Raw genomic sequence first — 17,447 nt, forward strand, 5'->3', positions numbered from 1 at the left:
AGCGAGAACCCTCATGCCTCCCTTGAACCTCGACATGCTCGACGACGATTCCAAGCAGGCTGAGAAGGCCGCCGACAAGCTGGGCGACAAGCCTTACGACGGCCCGATGAACGCCATCTACAACGTGCCGGTGGACGTGCAGGTCGTGCTCGGCCGCACCAGCATGCTGGTGGCGCAACTGCTGAAGCTCGGCCGCGGCGCCGTGCTGGAGCTGGAGCGCAAGGTGGACGAACCGGTCGAGGTCCTGGTCAACCACCGTCTGGTCGCCAGAGGCGAGGTGGTGATCGTCGAGGACCAGCGGCTGGGCGTGACCCTGACCGAGATCGTGCGCACGGAGCTGGAGATCGACTGAGGGGAGGTAGTCGCACCGATGCCCCCTCCCTAACCCTCCCCCGCGTTCCGCGGGAGAGGGGACTGCCGCCGCTTCGCGATTCACGTTATGCCGCCAAGCATCCAACCCCCTCCACCGCCGAGGGCGGGGGAGGGATGGGGAGGGGGCAATCGCGGCAAACACTCCCCCCGAAAGCCCCCCATGCGCCTCCGCACCCTCGCTCCCCTTCTCGCGCTCCTCCTCGCCGCCGGCCCCGCGGCGGCGGCCCCGCTCGACCTCGGCGCCTTGGGATCGCTGACGGATGGCGCCAGCCTGTCGGGGCGGATCGTCCAGGGCATCGTCCTGCTGACGGTGCTCAGCGTCGCGCCCGGCCTGCTGATCATGGTCACCTGCTTCACCCGCATCATCGTCGTGCTGTCGCTGCTGCGCTCGGCGCTGGGGCTGCAGCAGTCGCCGCCGAACATGGTGCTGGTCAGCCTCGCCATGTTCCTGACCTTCCACATCATGGGGCCGGTGATCGACAGCGCCTGGCAGGACGGCCTGCGCCCGCTGCTGAACGAGCAGGTCACCCAGGAACAGGGCCTTGAGCGCATGATCGAGCCCTTCCGCGGCTTCATGGCCTCCCATGTCCGCGAACGCGACCTCGCCGCCTTCGCCGCCTTCACGGCAAAGCCGAAGCCGGCCGGTGAAAATGCCGCCCCGGAGAAGGACGAGCGCCCGGTGACGGCGGAGAGCGTCGATCTGCGGCTGCTGATGCCGGCCTTCCTGCTGTCGGAGTTGCGCCGCGCCTTCGAGATCGGCTTCCTGCTGTTCCTGCCTTTCCTGGTGATCGATATGGTGGTGGCGGCGATCCTGATGGCGATGGGCATGATGATGCTGCCGCCGGTGATGATCGCGCTGCCCTTCAAGATCATCTTCTTCGTGCTGACCGACGGCTGGTTCCTGATCGCCGGCAGCCTGATCCGCTCCTATGGGGTGTGAGCCGATGGACGACGCGCCCGCCGATCCTTCCGCCCCCAACGCCAGTTTGGCCGACAGCCTTCTCGCGCTGGCGCGTCGCCGCGGCGTGGCGGTGCCGGAGGACGGTTCGGTCACCGGGCTGCTGGCCGCCCTCGACCCCAACCCGCTGATCCCGCATCCGCTTTTGCTGGTGGCCGGCGCGGTCATGGCGGTCGCCTTCCGTCACGACCGCGCGCTGGCCCTGCCGTCCGCCGATGCCGCCGACGCGGCGCCGTCCTCCGTCCCCTCCGCCGATTACTCCTTCTGAGGTGCCGTCATGGGAACGCCGATCAAGATCCGTGAGAATTACAAGAGCCTGACCGGCGTGGAGAAGAGTGCCGTCATCTTCCTGGCGCTGGGGGAGGAGCGCGGATCGCGGCTGATGGAGCGGCTGGACGAGGACGAGATCCGCCTCGTCAGCCGGGCGATGGCGACTCTCGGCAATGTCACCTCCAATCTGGTGGAGACGCTGATGCGCATCTTCACCGAGCGTTTCGCCAATGCCGGCTCGGTGATCGGCTCCTACGACAGCACGGAGCGGATGCTGAACCGCTTCCTGCCGGCCGACCGCGTGACGGAGATCATGGGCGAGATCCGCGGCCCCGCCGGCCGCACCATGTGGGAGAAGATGTCCAACGTGAACGAGGGGGTGCTCGCCAGCTATCTGGCCGGCGAATATCCCCAGACGGCGGCGGTCATCCTGTCGAAGATGCGGGCCGACCACGCCGCCAAGGTGCTGGTTCTGCTGCCCCCCACCATCCGCACCGAGGTGATCGAGCGCATGATCCAGATCGAATCGGTGCAGCGCGAGGTGCTGCTGGACATCGAATCGATCCTGCACAACGAGTTCATGGCGAACTACGCCCGCACCCACGGCAACGATTCGCTGGAGCGGATGGCCGACATCTTCAACCGCATCGACCGCGAGACGCTGACCGAGATCTTCGACGACCTGGAAACGGTGATGCCGGAACCGACCCAGCGCATCAAGCAGCTGATGTTCACCTTCGAGGATCTGATGCGGCTGGACCGCGTGTCGCTGCAGGCGGTGATCCGCCGCTGCGACACCGGCCAGCTCGCCATCGCGCTGAAGGGCGCGCCGACGGCCCAGCGCGACCATTTCCTGTCGGTGCTGTCGGAACGCGCCCGCCTGATCCTGCTGGACGAGATCGAGAACATGGGCCCCTTGCGCATGCGCGACGTCAACGACGCCCAGGCGGAGATCGTCCGCGTCGCCAAGGCGATGGCCGACGACGGCACCATCATCATCCCGCAATCGGACGACGCCGACACCGTCGTCTATTGAGCGGAGCGGCAAGCGATGGGAAGCAACTGAATGGGGGCGCGCGATCTCGTCCCCCGGCATGTGCCGCCGCCGGAACTGCTGGCCGCGCAGTTCGCCGCGACGCCGTCACCCGCCCCCCGCGCCGCGGATGACGGGGACGAGGCCGGACTGCTCGCGCGCCGCCTGCTCGACCTGCTCGATTCGCTGGCGCCGGCCGATGCGGCGCTGGCGCGGGGATGCCTGCCGCGCTGCGATTCCACCTTCGGCGCCGCGCTTGCCCTGTTCCTGGCGGCGACGGCGGACGGCTGCCGCGGCTGGCTGGGACCGGAGGCGGCGGCCCGGCTGGAGGATCTCGACGGCGGGCTGCTGCTCGACGACTGCGACCGGGCGCTGGCCTCCCGCTTCCAGCCGGTGGACGGACGGCTGTGGCGGCTGTCGCGCGTGCCGCTTCTGGCCAGCGACGACAGCCTGTTGTGCGCCGTCGGCATCGAAGACGGCCTGTCCGACCGCATCACCCTGGTGCTTCAGGCCCGGCCGCAGCGGCTGGGGCCGGTGCAGCTGATGGCGACGCTCGCCGGCCGCCGGCTGGACGTGACCCTGCGTCTGGCGACGGGCTTGCCGTCCGCCGCCCTGGCCGACCTTCACGAGACCTTCCGTGCCGCTTTGACCGACTGCCGGCTGGACGGCGCATTGACCGTCGGCCCGCTGGCCGATGCCTGGCTCGGGCTGGACCGGCCCCTGTCGTCGGATCTCGCGCTGTAGCCAAGGCATCTAACCTTTCCCTGCGTCCAACGGATGCATGGATCTCCTGACGCAGGAAAAAGTCCCCTCTCCCCCCCGGGGAGAGGGTTAGGGTGAGGGGGGTGCGTGGTGAGGATTCTCAAGCTTCGCGCGCTCCTCGGTCCCCATTGCATCCACTTTATGCATCCCCCTCACCCCGCCCCTCTCCCCGGGGGGGAGAGGGAGATTCCCCCATACACCGCTACCGCCTTTTCAGAAGCTTGGCGGTAATCGCTGCCGGGGGGCTGCGACAATTGCGCACAGTTGGCCAGGACGAACAGGCAAGCAGCGGTGGCGACCGCCGGCAAGACGGATGCCTTCGTTCCGGACATGGACCCTTCTCAAACGCGGGTGCCCGGCGACGCTGGGACATCAAGGTTAAACCAGCGTTCATATTCATGAGCGTTGGTTTTCCATCCGATTACTATCGTTAACCAAACATGGCGGAATGATTGCTGGTTGCTTGTGATGATCACTATAAATTCACGTCGAATCTCAAAGTAAAACCGGCGTTACATAAAAATTTATCCAGTGTTTATCCAAACGAAACTATTAAAACGGGGTAAAACGCTCGAATGTCCTATATCAACTCGGCTACCCCAAAGTGTTGACACGCTGCCTTTCGATGGGTTCTTTTGAGGCTGTGATAAGCATGTGACATCAACGCAATTGCGTAAAAATCAATGCTTATCAGCGCTTGCTCGACAATGGAGAATCCAATGCAGGCTTTGCTGATTGAGCCAGCCGATCTGATCGCCGACGCCATCGGCAAGCAACTCGCCCTGTGCAAGGTTAACCATGACCGCCTGGACCTGAATGGCCTGCGCGATCTGGTGGGCGGGCATGGCTCCATCGACATCGGCCATGACGCGATCATCATCGGCGACGTCGGCGACACCGAGGCCTGCGTCGCCATGCTCCGCGCCCGCAACGTGACCGCCGCGATCATCTGCCTGATCGAACGCCGCTGCGCCAATACCACCGCCGGCATCCTGCGGGCGGGGGCCGACGACGTGCTGGTGAAGCCGGTGGTCAGCACCGAGATCCGCGCCCGGCTGGAGGCGATCCGCCGCCGCTCCTACGGGCTGACCAGCAATGCGGTGACGGTCGGCCGCCTGACCGTCTTCCTCGACGGCCGCGACCCGGAGGTGGACGGCGAGCGCCTGCGCCTCAGCCAGCGGGAGCACGCGATCCTGTCGGTGCTGGCCCTCAACCACCGCCGCGTGGTGTCGAAGGAGCACATCTACGAGGAGGTCTACGGCCTGTCCGGCTCCGACCCGCTCGACAAGGTGATCGACGTCTATATCTGCAAGCTGCGCAAGAAGATCGACACGGCGACCGGCGGCGGCCGCTACATCGAGACGGTCTATGGCCGCGGCTACAAGTTCGAGGCGCCGCCCGACCATGTCGCGCCCGACCGCGCCCAGCTGCTGCTGGACCGCTGGTCGGGCGCCGGCGGGCTGTCCGCTCCCCGCGTGCCCTTCATTCCGCCGGTGGTGCCGCGCGCCGCCGCCCGCGCCGTCAGCCGTTGACCGCCGTTCCGTTGCCTTAAACCCGCCCGTTCCCGACGCCCCCGATTTTTTACCCCGGCTTAAACCGGCTCGGTCATCCTCGAATTTGCCGCTCGCGCCCCCGCACAACAGATCGGGAAGGCCGGCGCGAATGGCCCCGGCGTCAGAAAGGCGCCATGCATCTCGCGAATGGAGATACCCATGGCCTCGATTATGACGAACACCTCCGCCATGACCGCGCTGCAGACCCTGCGTCGCGTGACCGGGGATCTGGAGACCACGCAGGACCGCATCTCGACCGGCCTGAAGGTCAACAACGCCAAGGACAACGCCGCCTACTGGTCGATCGCCACCACCATGAAGGCCGACGTCGCCGGCTTCAAGGCGGTCAAGGAATCGCTGGAGCTGGGGTCCGGCACCACCAACACCGCGTCGGTGGCCTCCAAGAACATCGTCGAGAACCTGCAGACGCTGAAGGCCCGCGTCATCGCCGGCCAGACCAACGGCGTCGACAAGTCGCTGATCCAGAACGACGTCGACCAGCTGGTGAAGCTGATCAAGGGCGCCGCCGCCGACGCCTCGTTCAACGGCGACAACCTGCTGCGCGTCGCCTATTCCAACGACGGCACGGCCAAGGACAAGAACGTCGCCATCCTGGCGTCGCTGAGCCGCAGCGACGGCACCGTCGATCCGAGCTACATCGAATTCCAGCGCCAGGACATGCGTGTGGAATCGATCGTCGGCAAGGCCACCATCGAGCAGCAGGTCGACTCGACCAACGCCGACAAGGCCTCGGTCGACATCAAGTTCGGCGCCCCCGGCGACACCTTCATCGACGGCCAGAACCTCGGCCTCGGCAGCCTGACGCTGACGGTGACCAAGGAGGACGGCACCAAGGCCGACGTGACGGTCGACCTGTCGGCGCAGGCCTACGACACCGATCTGGCGACCACCCAGGGCAACATCGCCACGGCGGTGAACACCGCCCTGACCGCCGCCGGCGGCGACTTCCAGGTCGCCTTCACCGGCGACACGCTGACCTTCACCGACCAGGACAACAACACCGACGGCAACTTCACCGCCCAGGTGTCCGGCCTGTGGGTCGGCTCGAAGGAGAGCGACGCCTTCGGCGGCCTCGCCGATCTGACCCAGATCGACGTGGTCAACAACTCCAAGAAGTCGCTGGAGGTCATCAACAAGCTGCTCGACAGCGCCATCGGCAAGGCGTCGGTCATCGGCTCCATCGAGAACCGCGTGTCGGTGCAGAACGACTTCGTGTCGAAGCTGACGGACTCGATGAACAAGGGCATCGGCGCCCTGGTCGATGCCGACATGAACGAGGAATCGAGCCGTCTGCAGGCCCTCCAGGTCCAGCAGCAGCTCGCCATCCAGGCTCTGTCGATCGCCAACCAGGGTCCGCAGAACATCCTGTCGCTGTTCCGCTAAGCCCCTGACGGGCGGGTTCATCGTCCAAACCCCTGGACGACGAACCCGCCCCGCCGTCTCATCGTCCATCCCCGAGATTCAAACCGCAACCGGTCCGGCTTCCCGCCGCCAAGGACCCCCATCGCAGGGGTGCGCCCATGAGCATCGCCGCCTACCACCAGACCATCGCCGAGTGCGACGATCCGCGAAAGATCGAGTACCGGGTGTTCCTGCGGATCACCCTGGCGCTGGAGAACAACCGCGACGCCGACTGGCGCTCCGCCGCGCTGAAGGACGCGCTGTGGCGGAACCTGGAGCTGTGGAACGCGCTCCGCGCCGACCTGCTGGAGGACGGAAACGCCCTGCCGGAGGCTTTGCGCGCCGGACTGGTCTCGCTGTCCTTCGCAGTCGACCGCAACACCCAGCGGGTTCTGCGCGGCGAGGGCGGCATCGACCTGCTGCTCCACATCAACCGTTCGGTGATGCAGGGGCTGCAAGGCGCGGCACAGAATGCGCGCGAACTGGCGACGGAGGATCTGTCCTATGGCACTTAAGCTGCGCCTGAAGCCGTGCGAGCGGGTGGTCATCAACGGCTGCGTCGTGCAGAACGAGAACCGCCGCTACACCCTGACCATCTCCAACTTCGCCCAGATCATCCGCGGCAGCGACATCCTGCAGGAAGAGGATGCGGTGACCCCGGTGCGCCGCGCCTATTTCCTGATCCAGAGCATGCTGCTCGACCCCACCGTCGCCGCCGGCGGCAGCGGTGCGGCGGCGGAGATGATGGCGCAGCTCTACACCACCTTCACCCGCCCCGACATCCAGGACCGCATCGCCCGCGCCATGGGCCATATCGGCGAGCGCGACTATTACAAGGCGCTGTCCGCCCTGCGTCCGGTGATGGAGTATGAAGGCACGCTGCTGTCGCCGTCGCCGCCGGCCGTCGCCGCGCCATCGATCCAAACGGGTGCCGTCGATCATCACGCCGGAGGATGACGCCATGCCCACCCCCGTCACCGGCGTGACCGGCCCGTCCGGCGAGCGCTCCGCCGCCAGCGCCGACATCATCGCGGAGGCTCGCCAGCGTCAGGCCGACCGTCTGCGTGCCGCCCAGGCCGAGACCACCAAGCCGGCCGAGGTGGTGGAGCGCACGAAAAAGACCGATGCGACGGAGGCGGAGGCCAAGCGCGCCACCCGGCCCTACCGCGTCAACCTCGACCCCGACACCCGGCGGCTCTACACCGAGGTGCTGGACACCGCGACGGGCGAGGTCATCATGCGCATCCCCGCCGGCTATGGCGCCGAAACCGATGCCGCGGATGAGAGCCCCGCCATCCCGCCCGGCGGTGAAAAGACCGGGGGGGTGGAGGCATGACCACCCTTGTCGATCTGCGCGTCGTCACCAAGAACCACGACCGCTACGAACAGGCGGTGCGCAGCCGTCCGGCGGTGCAGCGCGCCATCTCCTATTTCCAGGACAACATCGGCAAGATCGCCAGCACCGAAGACTTCATGAAGGACGACAAGCTCTATCGCTTCGTCCTGGAGGCCTTCGACCTCGGCAGTCAGGCCAAGTCGCGCGGCCTGATCCGCAAGGTGCTGGAAGAGGGGGTCAGCGACCAGTATTCCACCGCCAACCGGATGAGCGACACCAAGTTCCGCGAGATGGCGACCGTCCTGGGCTTCGCCGAAAGCGGTGGCGCCAACCTGAAACAGCCGGCCGTCGTCCAGGCGATCATCGACCGCTACGTCAACGTGACGCTGGAGGTCGAATCGGAGGACAGGAACCCGGCGGTGCGCCTCGGCCTCTATTTCCAGCGGCGGTCGTCCAACATCTCCAACTGGTATCAGGTGATGGCCGACAACGCCCTGCGTAAGGTCGTCTACACCACGCTGGGCCTGCCCGACCAGACGGCGCTGCTGGACGTCGACAAGCAGAAGGCTCTGCTGGAAAAGCGCATGGACATCGCCGACCTGAAGAGCCCGGAGAAGGTCGCCAAGTTCCTCGACCGCTTCGCCGCGATGTACGACATGCAGAATGGCGGCGCCACCGCGACCGCCGCCATGCCGTCGATCGGCCCGATCTCCCGCAATGGCCGCGCCTCGGTCATTTCCATCGATCCGTCCATCACCATGACGCTGATGAGCTTCCCGCGCTTCTGACAGGGCCGCGGGGCTCGGCCGAGCGGGAGGAGTCCAGCCGTGCAGCCGCCAGCCGGCACCCCGCAGGACCGCAGGTCCGGCGACTTAGAAGAGCGGAAGCCCCGCGACCGCATCCGACCGCCGGCCACCACCGGAGCCGCCGCCGTGCAGTTGCGCGGGGCTTCGGCGGCGGAGGAGGATGACGGGCGCGACGCGCTGCACATCCTGCCCTTGTCGATCCTGCCCCTGGAAACGCCGGGGCTGCGCCGGGCACGGCTGATCAAGAATGTCCGGCTGGAGACGGTGGCGGAGCTGTTCAACGACGCCCAGACCGGCAGCGGCCAGATCGGCCTCGACCAATTATCGAAATGCTTCGGCATCGACGGCCCGGAATTCCGCCGCGACCTGCGCAAGATCGTCCGGATCGGCGAGGCCGCCAGCTTCGACGTCTACAGCCTGCGGCTGGAGCTGCGCCGGCTGAACATCGACGTGGAGGAGGCGGGGGCGCTCCGCCTGTCGGCCGCCAAGCGGGCGGAGCTGACCAGCTACATGCGCGTCTTCACCCGGCCGCTGGTGGAGCATGTCTATGGCGCGCAGGGGGCGGACATCGCCAGCATGGACGAGCTGGTCCGCCTGTTCGCCCAGCCCGACGTGGAGGAGGCGCGGCGCCGCCTGCAACTGACCGCCGACCGGCTCGACATCCCGTTGCAGGAGATCCCGGCCTTCCTGGAGGAATATGCCGACATCTTCCTGTCGCTGGCCTATTTCAAGCGCTGCCTGGACGACATCGTCCCCGACGTGCAGGGCTTCCTCGGCTGGATGGCGGAGCTGTTCCAGGTCAGCGAGGTCCGGCGCGACGCCCGCCAGCGCCGCATGCTGGACGAGATCGGCCACGACCTGACCGACATCGCCACCTCGATCACCGGGCGGTTCGAAAGCTTCGACAACCGCTCCCGCGATTTCTGGCGCGACATCAACCCGGACAGCTTCCGCAGCATCCGCGACCTGATCGTCACCCATCACCTGACCATCGGCGGCGTGCTGTGTGGGCTGGCGGTGAAGATGAATTTGTGGAAGCACCGCTTCGCCCGCGGCGGCGGCCCGGTGCGGCGGCTGGAGTTCATCCGCTCCGAAATCCTCCCCGGCCTCGCCCACATCAAGACCATCGAACAGGCGTCGCGCAACAGCATGGGCCGGTGAGGGGATCTGAAACGCCTTCCCCCCCGGACTATGGCATTCACACAATTCCAAGCATCGCTAAGCTTCTGGGACAAAAGGAACTTTGCGTCATCCCCGCGAAGGCGGGGATCCAGGAAACTCCGCAGATCGGCGGCGGATGTGGCTGGATTCCCGCCTTCGCGGGAATGACGGCCGATAAAATTGCTTTATCCCAACGTCTTACGTGACGCTGAGATGTGTGAATGCCATAGCCCCTGGGGAGAGGGGATTAACCTCCCCGAAAAATCCTTTGCACGCCCTTGTTCCAAGCGCCAAAGCCCACATCTATCCCCGTACGACCCCGCGTGACCAGGCCCCTTTCCCGGCCGGCGCGGCAACTTCGGTGACCTCCCTTGATCTAAGTTCCCCGGTTCGGCCTCCCGCCTCGGGTGTGCCGACGTTCTCCTCTCCGACCCCGTGACGCGCAGGCCGCCGCGACCCTCCCCCGTGCCGTGGCGCCGCCGGTGGGGTCGGAGAGGACCCCTTCTTCCCGATTTTCGAGCTTCGCATCCGCGAGGGATGCGCGCATGCCCCCGCGCATCCGGCGCCGGGGCGGACAAAGGAACCCTATGGGCACGCATCAGACCGCCGAATTGAAAACCACCGAAACGCCGCGCTCCGCTTTGGGCCGCGCCCTCGTCCTCCACCCGGCCCTGCGCGGGGCCGACACCGACCGCAGCCCCGAAGCCTCGCTGGAGGAAGCGGTCGGGCTTGCGGCGGCCATCGACCTCGACGTGGCGCAGGCCGCGGTCGTCAAGGTCAACCAGCCGCGCCCGGCCACCCTGCTGGGCGGCGGCGCCATCGAGCAGTACGCGAAGCTGATCGAAGACGCGCATGAGGCGGGCGAGACCATCGACCTCGTCATCGTCGACCATGCCCTGACCCCGGTGCAGCAGCGCAATCTGGAGAGGGCGTTCGGGGCCAAGGTCATCGACCGCACTGGCCTGATCCTGGAGATCTTCGGCGCCCGCGCCCGCACCCATGAAGGCCAGCTTCAGGTCGAGCTGGCGTCGCTGAGCTACCAGAAATCGCGGCTGGTGCGGTCCTGGACCCACCTGGAACGCCAGCGCGGCGGCTTCGGCTTCCTCGGCGGCCCCGGTGAATCGCAGCTGGAGCTTGACCGCCGCCTGATCGGCAACCGCATCGTCAGGATCAAGCGGGAACTGGACGACGTCCGCCGCACCCGCGGCCTGCACCGCAAGGCGCGCGCCAAGGTGCCCTACCCGGTGGTGGCGCTGGTCGGCTACACCAACGCCGGCAAGTCCACCCTGTTCAACCGGATGGCCGGTGCCGACGTGTTCGCGAAGGACCTGCTGTTCGCCACGCTCGATCCGACCATGCGGCAGGTGGTGCTGCCATCGGGCCGCAAGGTGATCCTGTCCGACACCGTCGGCTTCATCTCCGATCTGCCGACCCATCTGGTCGCGGCCTTCCGCGCCACGCTGGAGGAGGTGCAGTCGGCCGACATCATCCTGCATGTCCGCGACATCGCCCATCCCGACACCGAGGCGCAGAAGGCCGACGTGGAGGCGATCCTCGCCGATCTCGGCATCGATCCGGAACGCGACCCGCGCGTGGTCGAGGTCGCCAACAAGATCGACCTGCTGGACGGGGCGGAACTCGACGCCGTGCTCGCCCGCACCGACCGGGCCGGCAATGCCTGCGCGGTGTCCGCCGCGACCGGCGGGCGGCTGGACACGCTGTTCCGCATCCTCGACGACCGGATGACCGCCGGCCGCGAGCTGGTGGAGCTGGATATCGCGCATGGCGACGGCGCGACTCTCGCATGGCTCTACGCCCATGGCGAGGTGGTCGGCCGCCGTGACGACGACAGCCACGCCCATCTGCGGGTGGCCATCGAGCCGGCGACACTGGCCCGGATGGCGCGTCCGGGGCAGGACCGCGCCGCCGCCTGACCGGCGGACCAACGCCGAAAGAGAGGAGGGCTGCCGGAAACGGCGGCCCTTTTTCTTTTTTTGCCTCGTGGATTGCGGAGTGAAAAGTCCCGTATTGAGCCGAAGACTTTTGAAGATGGCGGCGAAGTTCTGTAGAAATGTCCATTAATATTTCATATTGAAGCTCATCCAAGAAGAAGCACGCCAATTTTCAGAAGATTGCCGACGCCTTATTGTCTCACGGCTCAGGTCAAGATGTTTGACCGTACCCGGAAAATATGTATGATCCCGCATTCCAATTTGTGCAGCCGCGTGATTCGCGCGATGCGAGCAGTTTGCGCACGGATGCCGATCACTGGCTTTTCCTGGCGGGCTCGCAACATTCACTCACCCGGGTCGTTGTGCTGTCAGCGTCTCGACACGCTTACGCTTGGGCGGGCTTGTTTCGGAGTGCCAACATGCATGGGATCAACAAAACCGTATCTTTCACTGCCGGGGGCATAATTCTTCTCTTCGTTGCGGTGGCGGCGCTGTTCACCGAACCGTTCAGCGCCCGCGTTTCGGCGGTGCAGGCCGCCATCGTCGGGAGTTTCGGCTGGTTCTATGTCCTGACCGTCGCCGGATTCCTGCTGTTCGCCCTGTGGCTCTTCATCAGCCCCTACAGCGCGATCAAGCTGGGCAAGGACGATGACGAGCCGGAATTCAGCTATCCCACATGGTTCGCCATGCTGTTCAGCGCCGGCATGGGCATCGGCCTGCTGTTCTACGGCGTCGCCGAACCGATGCTGCATTTCTCCAACCCGCGCGTCGGCGTGGGCGGAACGCCGGACGCCGCGCGCGAGGCGATGAATCTGGCCTTCCTGCACTGGGGCCTGCATGCCTGGGGCATCTACATCGTCGTCGGGCTGTCCTTGGGCTATTTCGCCTATCGCCACGACCTGCCGCTGACGATCCGCTCGGCGCTCTACCCCCTGCTCGGCGACCGCATCCGCGGCTGGCCGGGCCATATCGTCGACATCGTCGCCATCTTCGGCACGCTGTTCGGCATCGCCACCTCGCTCGGCCTCGGCGTCATGCAGATCAACGCCGGGCTTGAGTATCTGGGATTGCTCAGCGTCGGCACGGTGCAGCAGATGGTGCTGATCGCGGTCATCACCGCCATCGCCACGGTGTCCGCGGTCAGCGGCGTCGGCAAGGGCATCCGCCGGCTCAGCGAGCTGAACATGCTGGCCGGGCTTCTGCTGCTGGCCTTCGTCTTCCTGCTCGGCCCGACGGTCTTCCTGCTGTCCACCCTGGTCGAGAATATCGGCCGCTATCTGTGGACGCTTCCCTTCACCAGCTTCCGCACGCTGCCCTATGCCGGCGCCGAATGGCAGGCCAGCTGGACCATGTTCTATTGGGGCTGGTGGATTTCCTGGGCGCCCTTCGTCGGCATGTTCATCGCGCGGGTGTCGCGCGGCCGAACCATCCGCGAATTCATCGGCGGCGTGCTGTTCGCTCCGGTCGCCCTGACCTTCGTCTGGTTCACCGTGTTCGGCGAGACCGCCATCCACATCCAGATGTTCGAAGGCGGCGGCATGGCCAAGGCGGTGGCCGACAGCGTCCCCACCGCGCTGTTCGTCATGCTGGACCGCCTGCCGCTCAGCACGATCACCTCCGCCATCGCCACGCTGATGGTCATCACCTTCTTCGTCACCTCGGCCGATTCCGGTGCGCTGGTCATCGACATCATCGGCTCCGGCGGCAACCAGGATCCGCCCATCGCCACCCGCATCTTCTGGGCGGTGCTGTCCGGCGTCGTCGCCGCCATCCTGCTGCTGGTCGGCGGGCTGCAGGCGCTGCAGACGGCGGCGGTCACCACCGCGCTGCCCTTCGCGGTGGTCATGGTGCTGATGTGTGTCAGTCTGGTGCTCAGCCTTCGCGAGGAACGCAGCGTGGCGCAGGACCGGCGCAAGACCCGAGAGTCCATCGGTCCCGGCGTACCTGCCGGCACTTCCGCCGAAGGGGCCGTGCCGCAGCAGCCGGCGGCGATCGACGGCGACTGGCGGCAGCGGCTGGCCGCGATGGTCGGCCGCCGGACCGCGGCGCAGGCCGCCCTTCCCCCCGGCAGTACCGCAGCCCGGCAGGAGGTCGCCCGCTTCATCGCCGAGACGGTGCAACCGGCGCTGCGCGACGTGGCGCTGGAGCTGGAACGGCACGGCCGGCGCGTCGAGATCGAGACGGGCACCTTCAGTGCCGGCATCGCCGTGCTGCGCAACGGGGAGGAGGAGTTCTCCTATTCCATCCGCGCCCGCGCCTACCATCCGATGACCTTCGCCTTCCCGGAGATGCAGGACAAGCGCGCCGCATGGCAGCGGCGCGTGGAGGTGATCCTGCGCGGCGGCCTTCACAAATACCTGCCGCCGGACCGCACCACCCGCGAGGCGATCACCCAGGATGTCGTCCACGAATACGGCAAGTGGCTGGGCTGGTAGGAGGGGCCTAGCTGTCCGAAGGGGGCGGCCGTGACACCACATACACGGCCACGGCCGCCATGGCCAACCCGGTGCCGGCGAGCACCGGGTATCCGGGCGACGACAGGGCGAGCACGGCGAAGCTGGACGACATGCCGCCGACCGCCATGACCTTCGCCTTCACCGGAATGGCGCCGCGGTCCTGCCACTCGCGCACGGTACGGCCGAACCGCGGGTCGTTGCGCATCCGCTCCCGCAGTTCGGGATTGCCGCGGGCATAGGCCCAGCCGGCGACCAGCAGGAAAGGGACGGTCGGCAGGATGGGCAGGAACGCCCCGGCGGTGGCCAAGCCGACCGCGCCATGGCCGACCAGAAGCCACAGCCGCCGCCGTCCCTTTCCCAAACCGTTGCTCTTGCTTTCGTCCACCGCCCGCCTGCTCGTCAAGGTGCGCCGTCCGGATCATTGAACCGTGCCCGGCGGTGCCGTGCAAGTCCGGGTTGGTCACCCCGCCTTGCGCACCACCCCCGGCGCATCGGCCTTCGCCGTAGCCTCCATGCTGTAGAGCTTCGCCAGCAGCTGCGGCGCCGGCTGTTCACCCGCCGGTGCCTTCATGCCCGGCTCCGGCACCGCCCCGGATTTGCGGCGCAAGGCCTCCGCCAGGGACTGAGGGGAGGGCAGGGCGGGATCGCCGCCACTCCCGTCGCCGCCGTTCATCCAGGGCAGCGCCCCGGCCGGCGCACCCTCCGCCGCCACCGTTTCCGTCCCATCCTCAAGCAGACTGCCGATATGGCCGAGCACGCTGTCGCCGGTGACCTCCTCGAAGGCCACCATCGCGGCGCTGCCGATCAGGCCGGGCAGGCCGCCGAACAGGAAGCCGCCGGCCAGCCGCGCCGGGATCGAGATGTTCTCGCCCGTCGCCTCGCGGTAGACCGACGACACCACCGGCAATTGCTGGAGCGGGTTGACGACGTCGAGCAGGTCGTCGAACCCGACGCTCATCCTGTCGGCCAGCGTTTCCTCCGGCTCATTGGATTTCCGCTGTGCCGTGGGCGGGGTGACGGCCTGGGCGGCCAATCTGGTATTCACGCTCATGCTTATTCTCCGATGGCGGCAAGCAGCGCGTCGAGCCGCGCGAAACTCTCGGCGGAGGGGGAGGGATCGTCCTTGCCCTGGCGCAGGAACTCTTCCAGCCGGGGGTGCAGGTCGATGGCGGCGTCGGTCTCCGGATCGGTGCCGCGCTTGTAGGCGCCGAGCCGGATCATCTCCTTCATGCCGTCATAGGTGGCGGCCAGCGCGCGGGCGCGGCCGACGATGCGGTTCTCCCGCGCGTCATGGCAGCCGGGCAGGGTGCGCGACACGCTGCGCAGCAGGTTGACGGCGGGATAGCGCCCCTGCTCGGCGATTTTGCGATCCAGCACCAGATGCCCGTCGAGGATGCCGCGCACTGCGTCGGCGATGGGTTCGTCATGGTCGTCGCCGTCCACCAGCACGGTGAAGATGGCGGTGATGTCGCCCTCACCACTCCCCTCTGGCCCCGGCCCCGCGCGTTCCAGCAGGCGGGGCAGTTCGGCGAAGACGCTGGGCGGATAGCTCTTGGCGGTCGGCGGCTCGCCTGCGGCCAGCCCGATCTCGCGCTGGGCCATGGCGAAGCGGGTGACGCTGTCCATCAGGCACAGCACATGCTTGCCCTGATCCCGCAGTTCCTCCGCCACCGTCATGGTCAGCAGCGCGGCCTGCCGGCGCATCAGCGGCGGCTCGTCCGACGTGGCGACGATGACGACGGAACGCGCCAGCCCCTCCGGTCCCAGATCGTCCTGGATGAATTCGCGCACCTCGCGCCCGCGCTCGCCGATCAGGCCGATGACGATGGCGTCGGCCTCGGCATGACGGGCGACCATCGCCAGCAGGGTCGATTTGCCGACGCCCGACCCGGCGAAGACGCCCAGCCGCTGCCCGCGGCAGAGCGGCACGAAGCTGTCGATCACCCGGATGCCGCTGTCCAGCCGCGCGCCCACGCGCCGCCGGGCGCAGGCGGCCGGCGGCGGCTGGCGCAAGGATCGCGGATGCTCGCCATTCGCCAGCGGTCCCTTGCCGTCGATGGGCTCGCCCAGCGCGTTCACCACCCGGCCGAGCCACCCCCGACCGGGCCGCAGCATGAAGGCGGTGTCGTCGGTGACCGCGGCGCAGCCCTCCGCCACGCCGTCGAGAGTGTCGAAGGCCATCAGCAGCGACCGCCCGTTGCGGAAGCCGATGGTCTCGCACAGCACGCGCCCGCCGCGCAGGGTTTCCGCATGGCATTTGTCGCCGACAGACAGCACGCGCTGCAGCCCGTCGACCTCCAGCGTCATGCCGGCGGCGGAGCGGATTTCCCCGCGCCACTGACGCGTCGGCAGGCGGTCGAGTTCCGCCGCCAAGGTGGCGAGTGCCGGCATCGGCGCCGTCTCCATCATGACCATCGATGCAACACAGCCTAGAGCAGCGAATTTAAATCCGGTTTTAAACGGGCGGGATCATCGTCCGGCCTTGTGTTCCGGTGAGATGCGGTGGAACGAGGTCGTAATGGATTTGAGTAAAATCGGTTTCTTCCAGCTTGCCGGCACCCGCCTCGACTATCTGGCGCAGCGGCAGAAGCTGATCGCCGAGAATGTCGTGAACGCCAACACGCCCGACTACCAGGCGCGCGACCTGAAATCCTTCGACAGCGTCATGGAGGGCATCCGCCCGGTGGAGACCGCCCGCACCTCCGGCTTGCATCTGGTCGGCAGCCGTTCCACCACGCCCTACCGCGAGGAGGGCAAGGCGGGCTTGTGGGAATCGACCCCCAGCGGCAACGCGGTGTCGCTGGAACAGGAGATGATCAAGGGCAGCGAGACCCGCGACGCCTTCGCGCTGACCACCAGCCTGTTCCAGCGCAATGTGCAGATGCTGCGCATGGCCTGGAGAAATGGCTGACGGCTTTTTAGGACGGAGACGACCCATGATGAACGATGTCCTCGGCGCCACGCTGAAGATCGCCGGTGCCGGGCTCCAGGCGCAATCGACCCGCCTGCGCGTGGTGGCGGAAAACCTCGCCAACGCCGACAGCACCGCCACTGCCAAGGGCGGCGACCCCTACCGTCGCAAGACGGTGTCCTTCGACAGCGTGATGGACCGCGGCGTCGGCGCGGAGTTGGTCAAGGTCAAGCAGATCGGCCGTGACCGCAGCGACTTTCAGCTCGCCTACGACCCCTCGCATCCGGCGGCCGACGACAAGGGCTATGTCAAGAAGCCCAATGTCCAGCCGCTGATCGAGATGATGGACATGCGCGAGGCCGGCCGCGCCTTCGAGGCCAGCATGAACGTCATCGAACAGTCGCGCGCGATGATGAACCGCGTCGTCGACCTGCTGCGCAGCTGAGGAGCCGTCC

General features: G+C 67.1%; 19 protein-coding genes. 16 read left to right on the forward strand and 3 right to left on the reverse strand.

Translation table 11 applies throughout. The features are described 5' to 3' along the window. Positions 1 to 13 precede the first annotated feature (13 nt). The 14 genes from fliN (at position 14) to PWS46_RS27420 (ending at position 14,060) form a co-directional block, all read left to right on the forward strand. Positions 14 to 352, forward strand: coding sequence for a flagellar motor switch protein FliN (fliN, locus tag PWS46_RS27355; protein ID WP_434624457.1), 339 nt, complete (start codon positions 14 to 16; stop codon positions 350 to 352). Positions 353 to 532: 180 nt separating this feature from the next. After that, on the forward strand, positions 533 to 1,312 hold the full coding sequence (gene fliP / locus PWS46_RS27360) for a flagellar type III secretion system pore protein FliP (RefSeq protein ID WP_434624459.1): 780 nt from the start codon (positions 533 to 535) through the stop codon (positions 1,310 to 1,312). A gap of 4 nt (positions 1,313 to 1,316) precedes the next feature. Beyond that, positions 1,317 to 1,598 (forward strand): hypothetical protein, encoded by a 282-nt coding sequence (locus PWS46_RS27365; RefSeq protein ID WP_434624461.1) that lies wholly within the window; start codon positions 1,317 to 1,319, stop codon positions 1,596 to 1,598. Between the two features lie 9 nt (positions 1,599 to 1,607). Continuing rightward, on the forward strand, positions 1,608 to 2,636 hold the full coding sequence (locus tag PWS46_RS27370; RefSeq protein WP_434624463.1) for a flagellar motor switch protein FliG: 1,029 nt from the start codon (positions 1,608 to 1,610) through the stop codon (positions 2,634 to 2,636). Positions 2,637 to 2,666: 30 nt separating this feature from the next. After that, complete coding sequence (locus PWS46_RS27375) at positions 2,667 to 3,377, forward strand: hypothetical protein (RefSeq protein WP_434624465.1); 711 nt, start codon at positions 2,667 to 2,669, stop codon at positions 3,375 to 3,377. A gap of 737 nt (positions 3,378 to 4,114) precedes the next feature. Next, positions 4,115 to 4,927: a winged helix-turn-helix domain-containing protein gene (locus PWS46_RS27380; RefSeq protein ID WP_434624467.1), complete on the forward strand. Its 813-nt coding sequence runs from the start codon at positions 4,115 to 4,117 to the stop codon at positions 4,925 to 4,927. A 180-nt stretch (positions 4,928 to 5,107) separates the two neighbouring features. Further along, complete coding sequence (locus PWS46_RS27385; protein ID WP_434624469.1) at positions 5,108 to 6,352, forward strand: flagellin; 1,245 nt, start codon at positions 5,108 to 5,110, stop codon at positions 6,350 to 6,352. 137 nt (positions 6,353 to 6,489) lie between these two features. Beyond that, on the forward strand, positions 6,490 to 6,885 hold the full coding sequence (locus PWS46_RS27390; RefSeq protein WP_434624471.1) for a flagellar biosynthesis regulator FlaF: 396 nt from the start codon (positions 6,490 to 6,492) through the stop codon (positions 6,883 to 6,885). Continuing rightward, positions 6,875 to 7,327: a flagellar biosynthesis repressor FlbT gene (locus PWS46_RS27395; RefSeq protein WP_434624473.1), complete on the forward strand. Its 453-nt coding sequence runs from the start codon at positions 6,875 to 6,877 to the stop codon at positions 7,325 to 7,327. The genes PWS46_RS27390 and PWS46_RS27395 overlap by 11 nt, the downstream gene beginning before the upstream one ends. Positions 7,328 to 7,331: 4 nt before the next feature. Continuing rightward, positions 7,332 to 7,706: a flagellar protein FlaG gene (locus PWS46_RS27400; protein WP_434624474.1), complete on the forward strand. Its 375-nt coding sequence runs from the start codon at positions 7,332 to 7,334 to the stop codon at positions 7,704 to 7,706. Further along, the gene (locus PWS46_RS27405; protein ID WP_434624476.1) at positions 7,703 to 8,494 is read left to right on the forward strand and encodes a DUF1217 domain-containing protein; all 792 of its coding nucleotides are present in this window, start codon (positions 7,703 to 7,705) and stop codon (positions 8,492 to 8,494) included. The genes PWS46_RS27400 and PWS46_RS27405 overlap by 4 nt, the downstream gene beginning before the upstream one ends. Before the next feature lie 39 nt (positions 8,495 to 8,533). Next, the gene (locus PWS46_RS27410) at positions 8,534 to 9,673 is read left to right on the forward strand and encodes a hypothetical protein (protein WP_434624478.1); all 1,140 of its coding nucleotides are present in this window, start codon (positions 8,534 to 8,536) and stop codon (positions 9,671 to 9,673) included. Between the two features lie 587 nt (positions 9,674 to 10,260). After that, the gene (hflX, locus tag PWS46_RS27415; protein ID WP_434624480.1) at positions 10,261 to 11,607 is read left to right on the forward strand and encodes a GTPase HflX; all 1,347 of its coding nucleotides are present in this window, start codon (positions 10,261 to 10,263) and stop codon (positions 11,605 to 11,607) included. A gap of 500 nt (positions 11,608 to 12,107) precedes the next feature. After that, positions 12,108 to 14,060: a BCCT family transporter gene (locus tag PWS46_RS27420; RefSeq protein ID WP_434624482.1), complete on the forward strand. Its 1,953-nt coding sequence runs from the start codon at positions 12,108 to 12,110 to the stop codon at positions 14,058 to 14,060. A gap of 7 nt (positions 14,061 to 14,067) precedes the next feature. Here PWS46_RS27420 and PWS46_RS27425 read toward each other — a convergent pair whose 3' ends face one another. From PWS46_RS27425 to fliI, 3 genes are read right to left on the reverse strand one after another with little or no spacing between them, the layout of a single operon-like run. Further along, positions 14,068 to 14,484: a YbaN family protein gene (locus PWS46_RS27425; RefSeq protein WP_434624484.1), complete on the reverse strand. Its 417-nt coding sequence runs from the start codon at positions 14,482 to 14,484 to the stop codon at positions 14,068 to 14,070. Positions 14,485 to 14,541: 57 nt separating this feature from the next. Next, entirely contained in the window at positions 14,542 to 15,132 is a 591-nt protein-coding gene (locus PWS46_RS27430) for a hypothetical protein (protein ID WP_434624486.1), read from the reverse strand. A gap of 2 nt (positions 15,133 to 15,134) precedes the next feature. Beyond that, positions 15,135 to 16,472 (reverse strand): flagellar protein export ATPase FliI, encoded by a 1,338-nt coding sequence (gene fliI, locus PWS46_RS27435; protein ID WP_434624488.1) that lies wholly within the window; start codon positions 16,470 to 16,472, stop codon positions 15,135 to 15,137. Positions 16,473 to 16,599: 127 nt separating this feature from the next. Here fliI and PWS46_RS27440 point away from each other — a divergent pair, with 127 nt between their 5' ends. Together PWS46_RS27440 and flgC are read left to right on the forward strand one after the other, a co-directional pair. Next, positions 16,600 to 16,992, forward strand: a complete 393-nt coding sequence (locus PWS46_RS27440) for a flagellar biosynthesis protein FlgG (protein ID WP_434624490.1) — start codon at positions 16,600 to 16,602, stop codon at positions 16,990 to 16,992. Between the two features lie 25 nt (positions 16,993 to 17,017). Next, positions 17,018 to 17,437, forward strand: a complete 420-nt coding sequence (gene flgC, locus PWS46_RS27445; RefSeq protein ID WP_434624492.1) for a flagellar basal body rod protein FlgC — start codon at positions 17,018 to 17,020, stop codon at positions 17,435 to 17,437. Positions 17,438 to 17,447 lie beyond the last annotated feature (10 nt).

Source organism: Azospirillum sp. B2RO_4, assembly GCF_051124815.1.
Taxonomy (GTDB): domain Bacteria; phylum Pseudomonadota; class Alphaproteobacteria; order Azospirillales; family Azospirillaceae; genus Azospirillum.

Coding starts and splice junctions, on each gene's coding strand:
- fliN (WP_434624457.1), top strand. CDS start 14: ATGCCTCCCTTGAACCTCGACATGCTCGACGACGATTCCAAGCAGGCT.
- fliP (WP_434624459.1), top strand. CDS start 533: ATGCGCCTCCGCACCCTCGCTCCCCTTCTCGCGCTCCTCCTCGCCGCC.
- PWS46_RS27365 (WP_434624461.1), top strand. CDS start 1,317: ATGGACGACGCGCCCGCCGATCCTTCCGCCCCCAACGCCAGTTTGGCC.
- PWS46_RS27370 (WP_434624463.1), top strand. CDS start 1,608: ATGGGAACGCCGATCAAGATCCGTGAGAATTACAAGAGCCTGACCGGC.
- PWS46_RS27375 (WP_434624465.1), top strand. CDS start 2,667: ATGGGGGCGCGCGATCTCGTCCCCCGGCATGTGCCGCCGCCGGAACTG.
- PWS46_RS27380 (WP_434624467.1), top strand. CDS start 4,115: ATGCAGGCTTTGCTGATTGAGCCAGCCGATCTGATCGCCGACGCCATC.
- PWS46_RS27385 (WP_434624469.1), top strand. CDS start 5,108: ATGGCCTCGATTATGACGAACACCTCCGCCATGACCGCGCTGCAGACC.
- PWS46_RS27390 (WP_434624471.1), top strand. CDS start 6,490: ATGAGCATCGCCGCCTACCACCAGACCATCGCCGAGTGCGACGATCCG.
- PWS46_RS27395 (WP_434624473.1), top strand. CDS start 6,875: ATGGCACTTAAGCTGCGCCTGAAGCCGTGCGAGCGGGTGGTCATCAAC.
- PWS46_RS27400 (WP_434624474.1), top strand. CDS start 7,332: ATGCCCACCCCCGTCACCGGCGTGACCGGCCCGTCCGGCGAGCGCTCC.
- PWS46_RS27405 (WP_434624476.1), top strand. CDS start 7,703: ATGACCACCCTTGTCGATCTGCGCGTCGTCACCAAGAACCACGACCGC.
- hflX (WP_434624480.1), top strand. CDS start 10,261: ATGGGCACGCATCAGACCGCCGAATTGAAAACCACCGAAACGCCGCGC.
- PWS46_RS27430 (WP_434624486.1), bottom strand. CDS start 15,132: ATGAGCGTGAATACCAGATTGGCCGCCCAGGCCGTCACCCCGCCCACG.
- fliI (WP_434624488.1), bottom strand. CDS start 16,472: ATGCCGGCACTCGCCACCTTGGCGGCGGAACTCGACCGCCTGCCGACG.
- PWS46_RS27440 (WP_434624490.1), top strand. CDS start 16,600: ATGGATTTGAGTAAAATCGGTTTCTTCCAGCTTGCCGGCACCCGCCTC.
- flgC (WP_434624492.1), top strand. CDS start 17,018: ATGATGAACGATGTCCTCGGCGCCACGCTGAAGATCGCCGGTGCCGGG.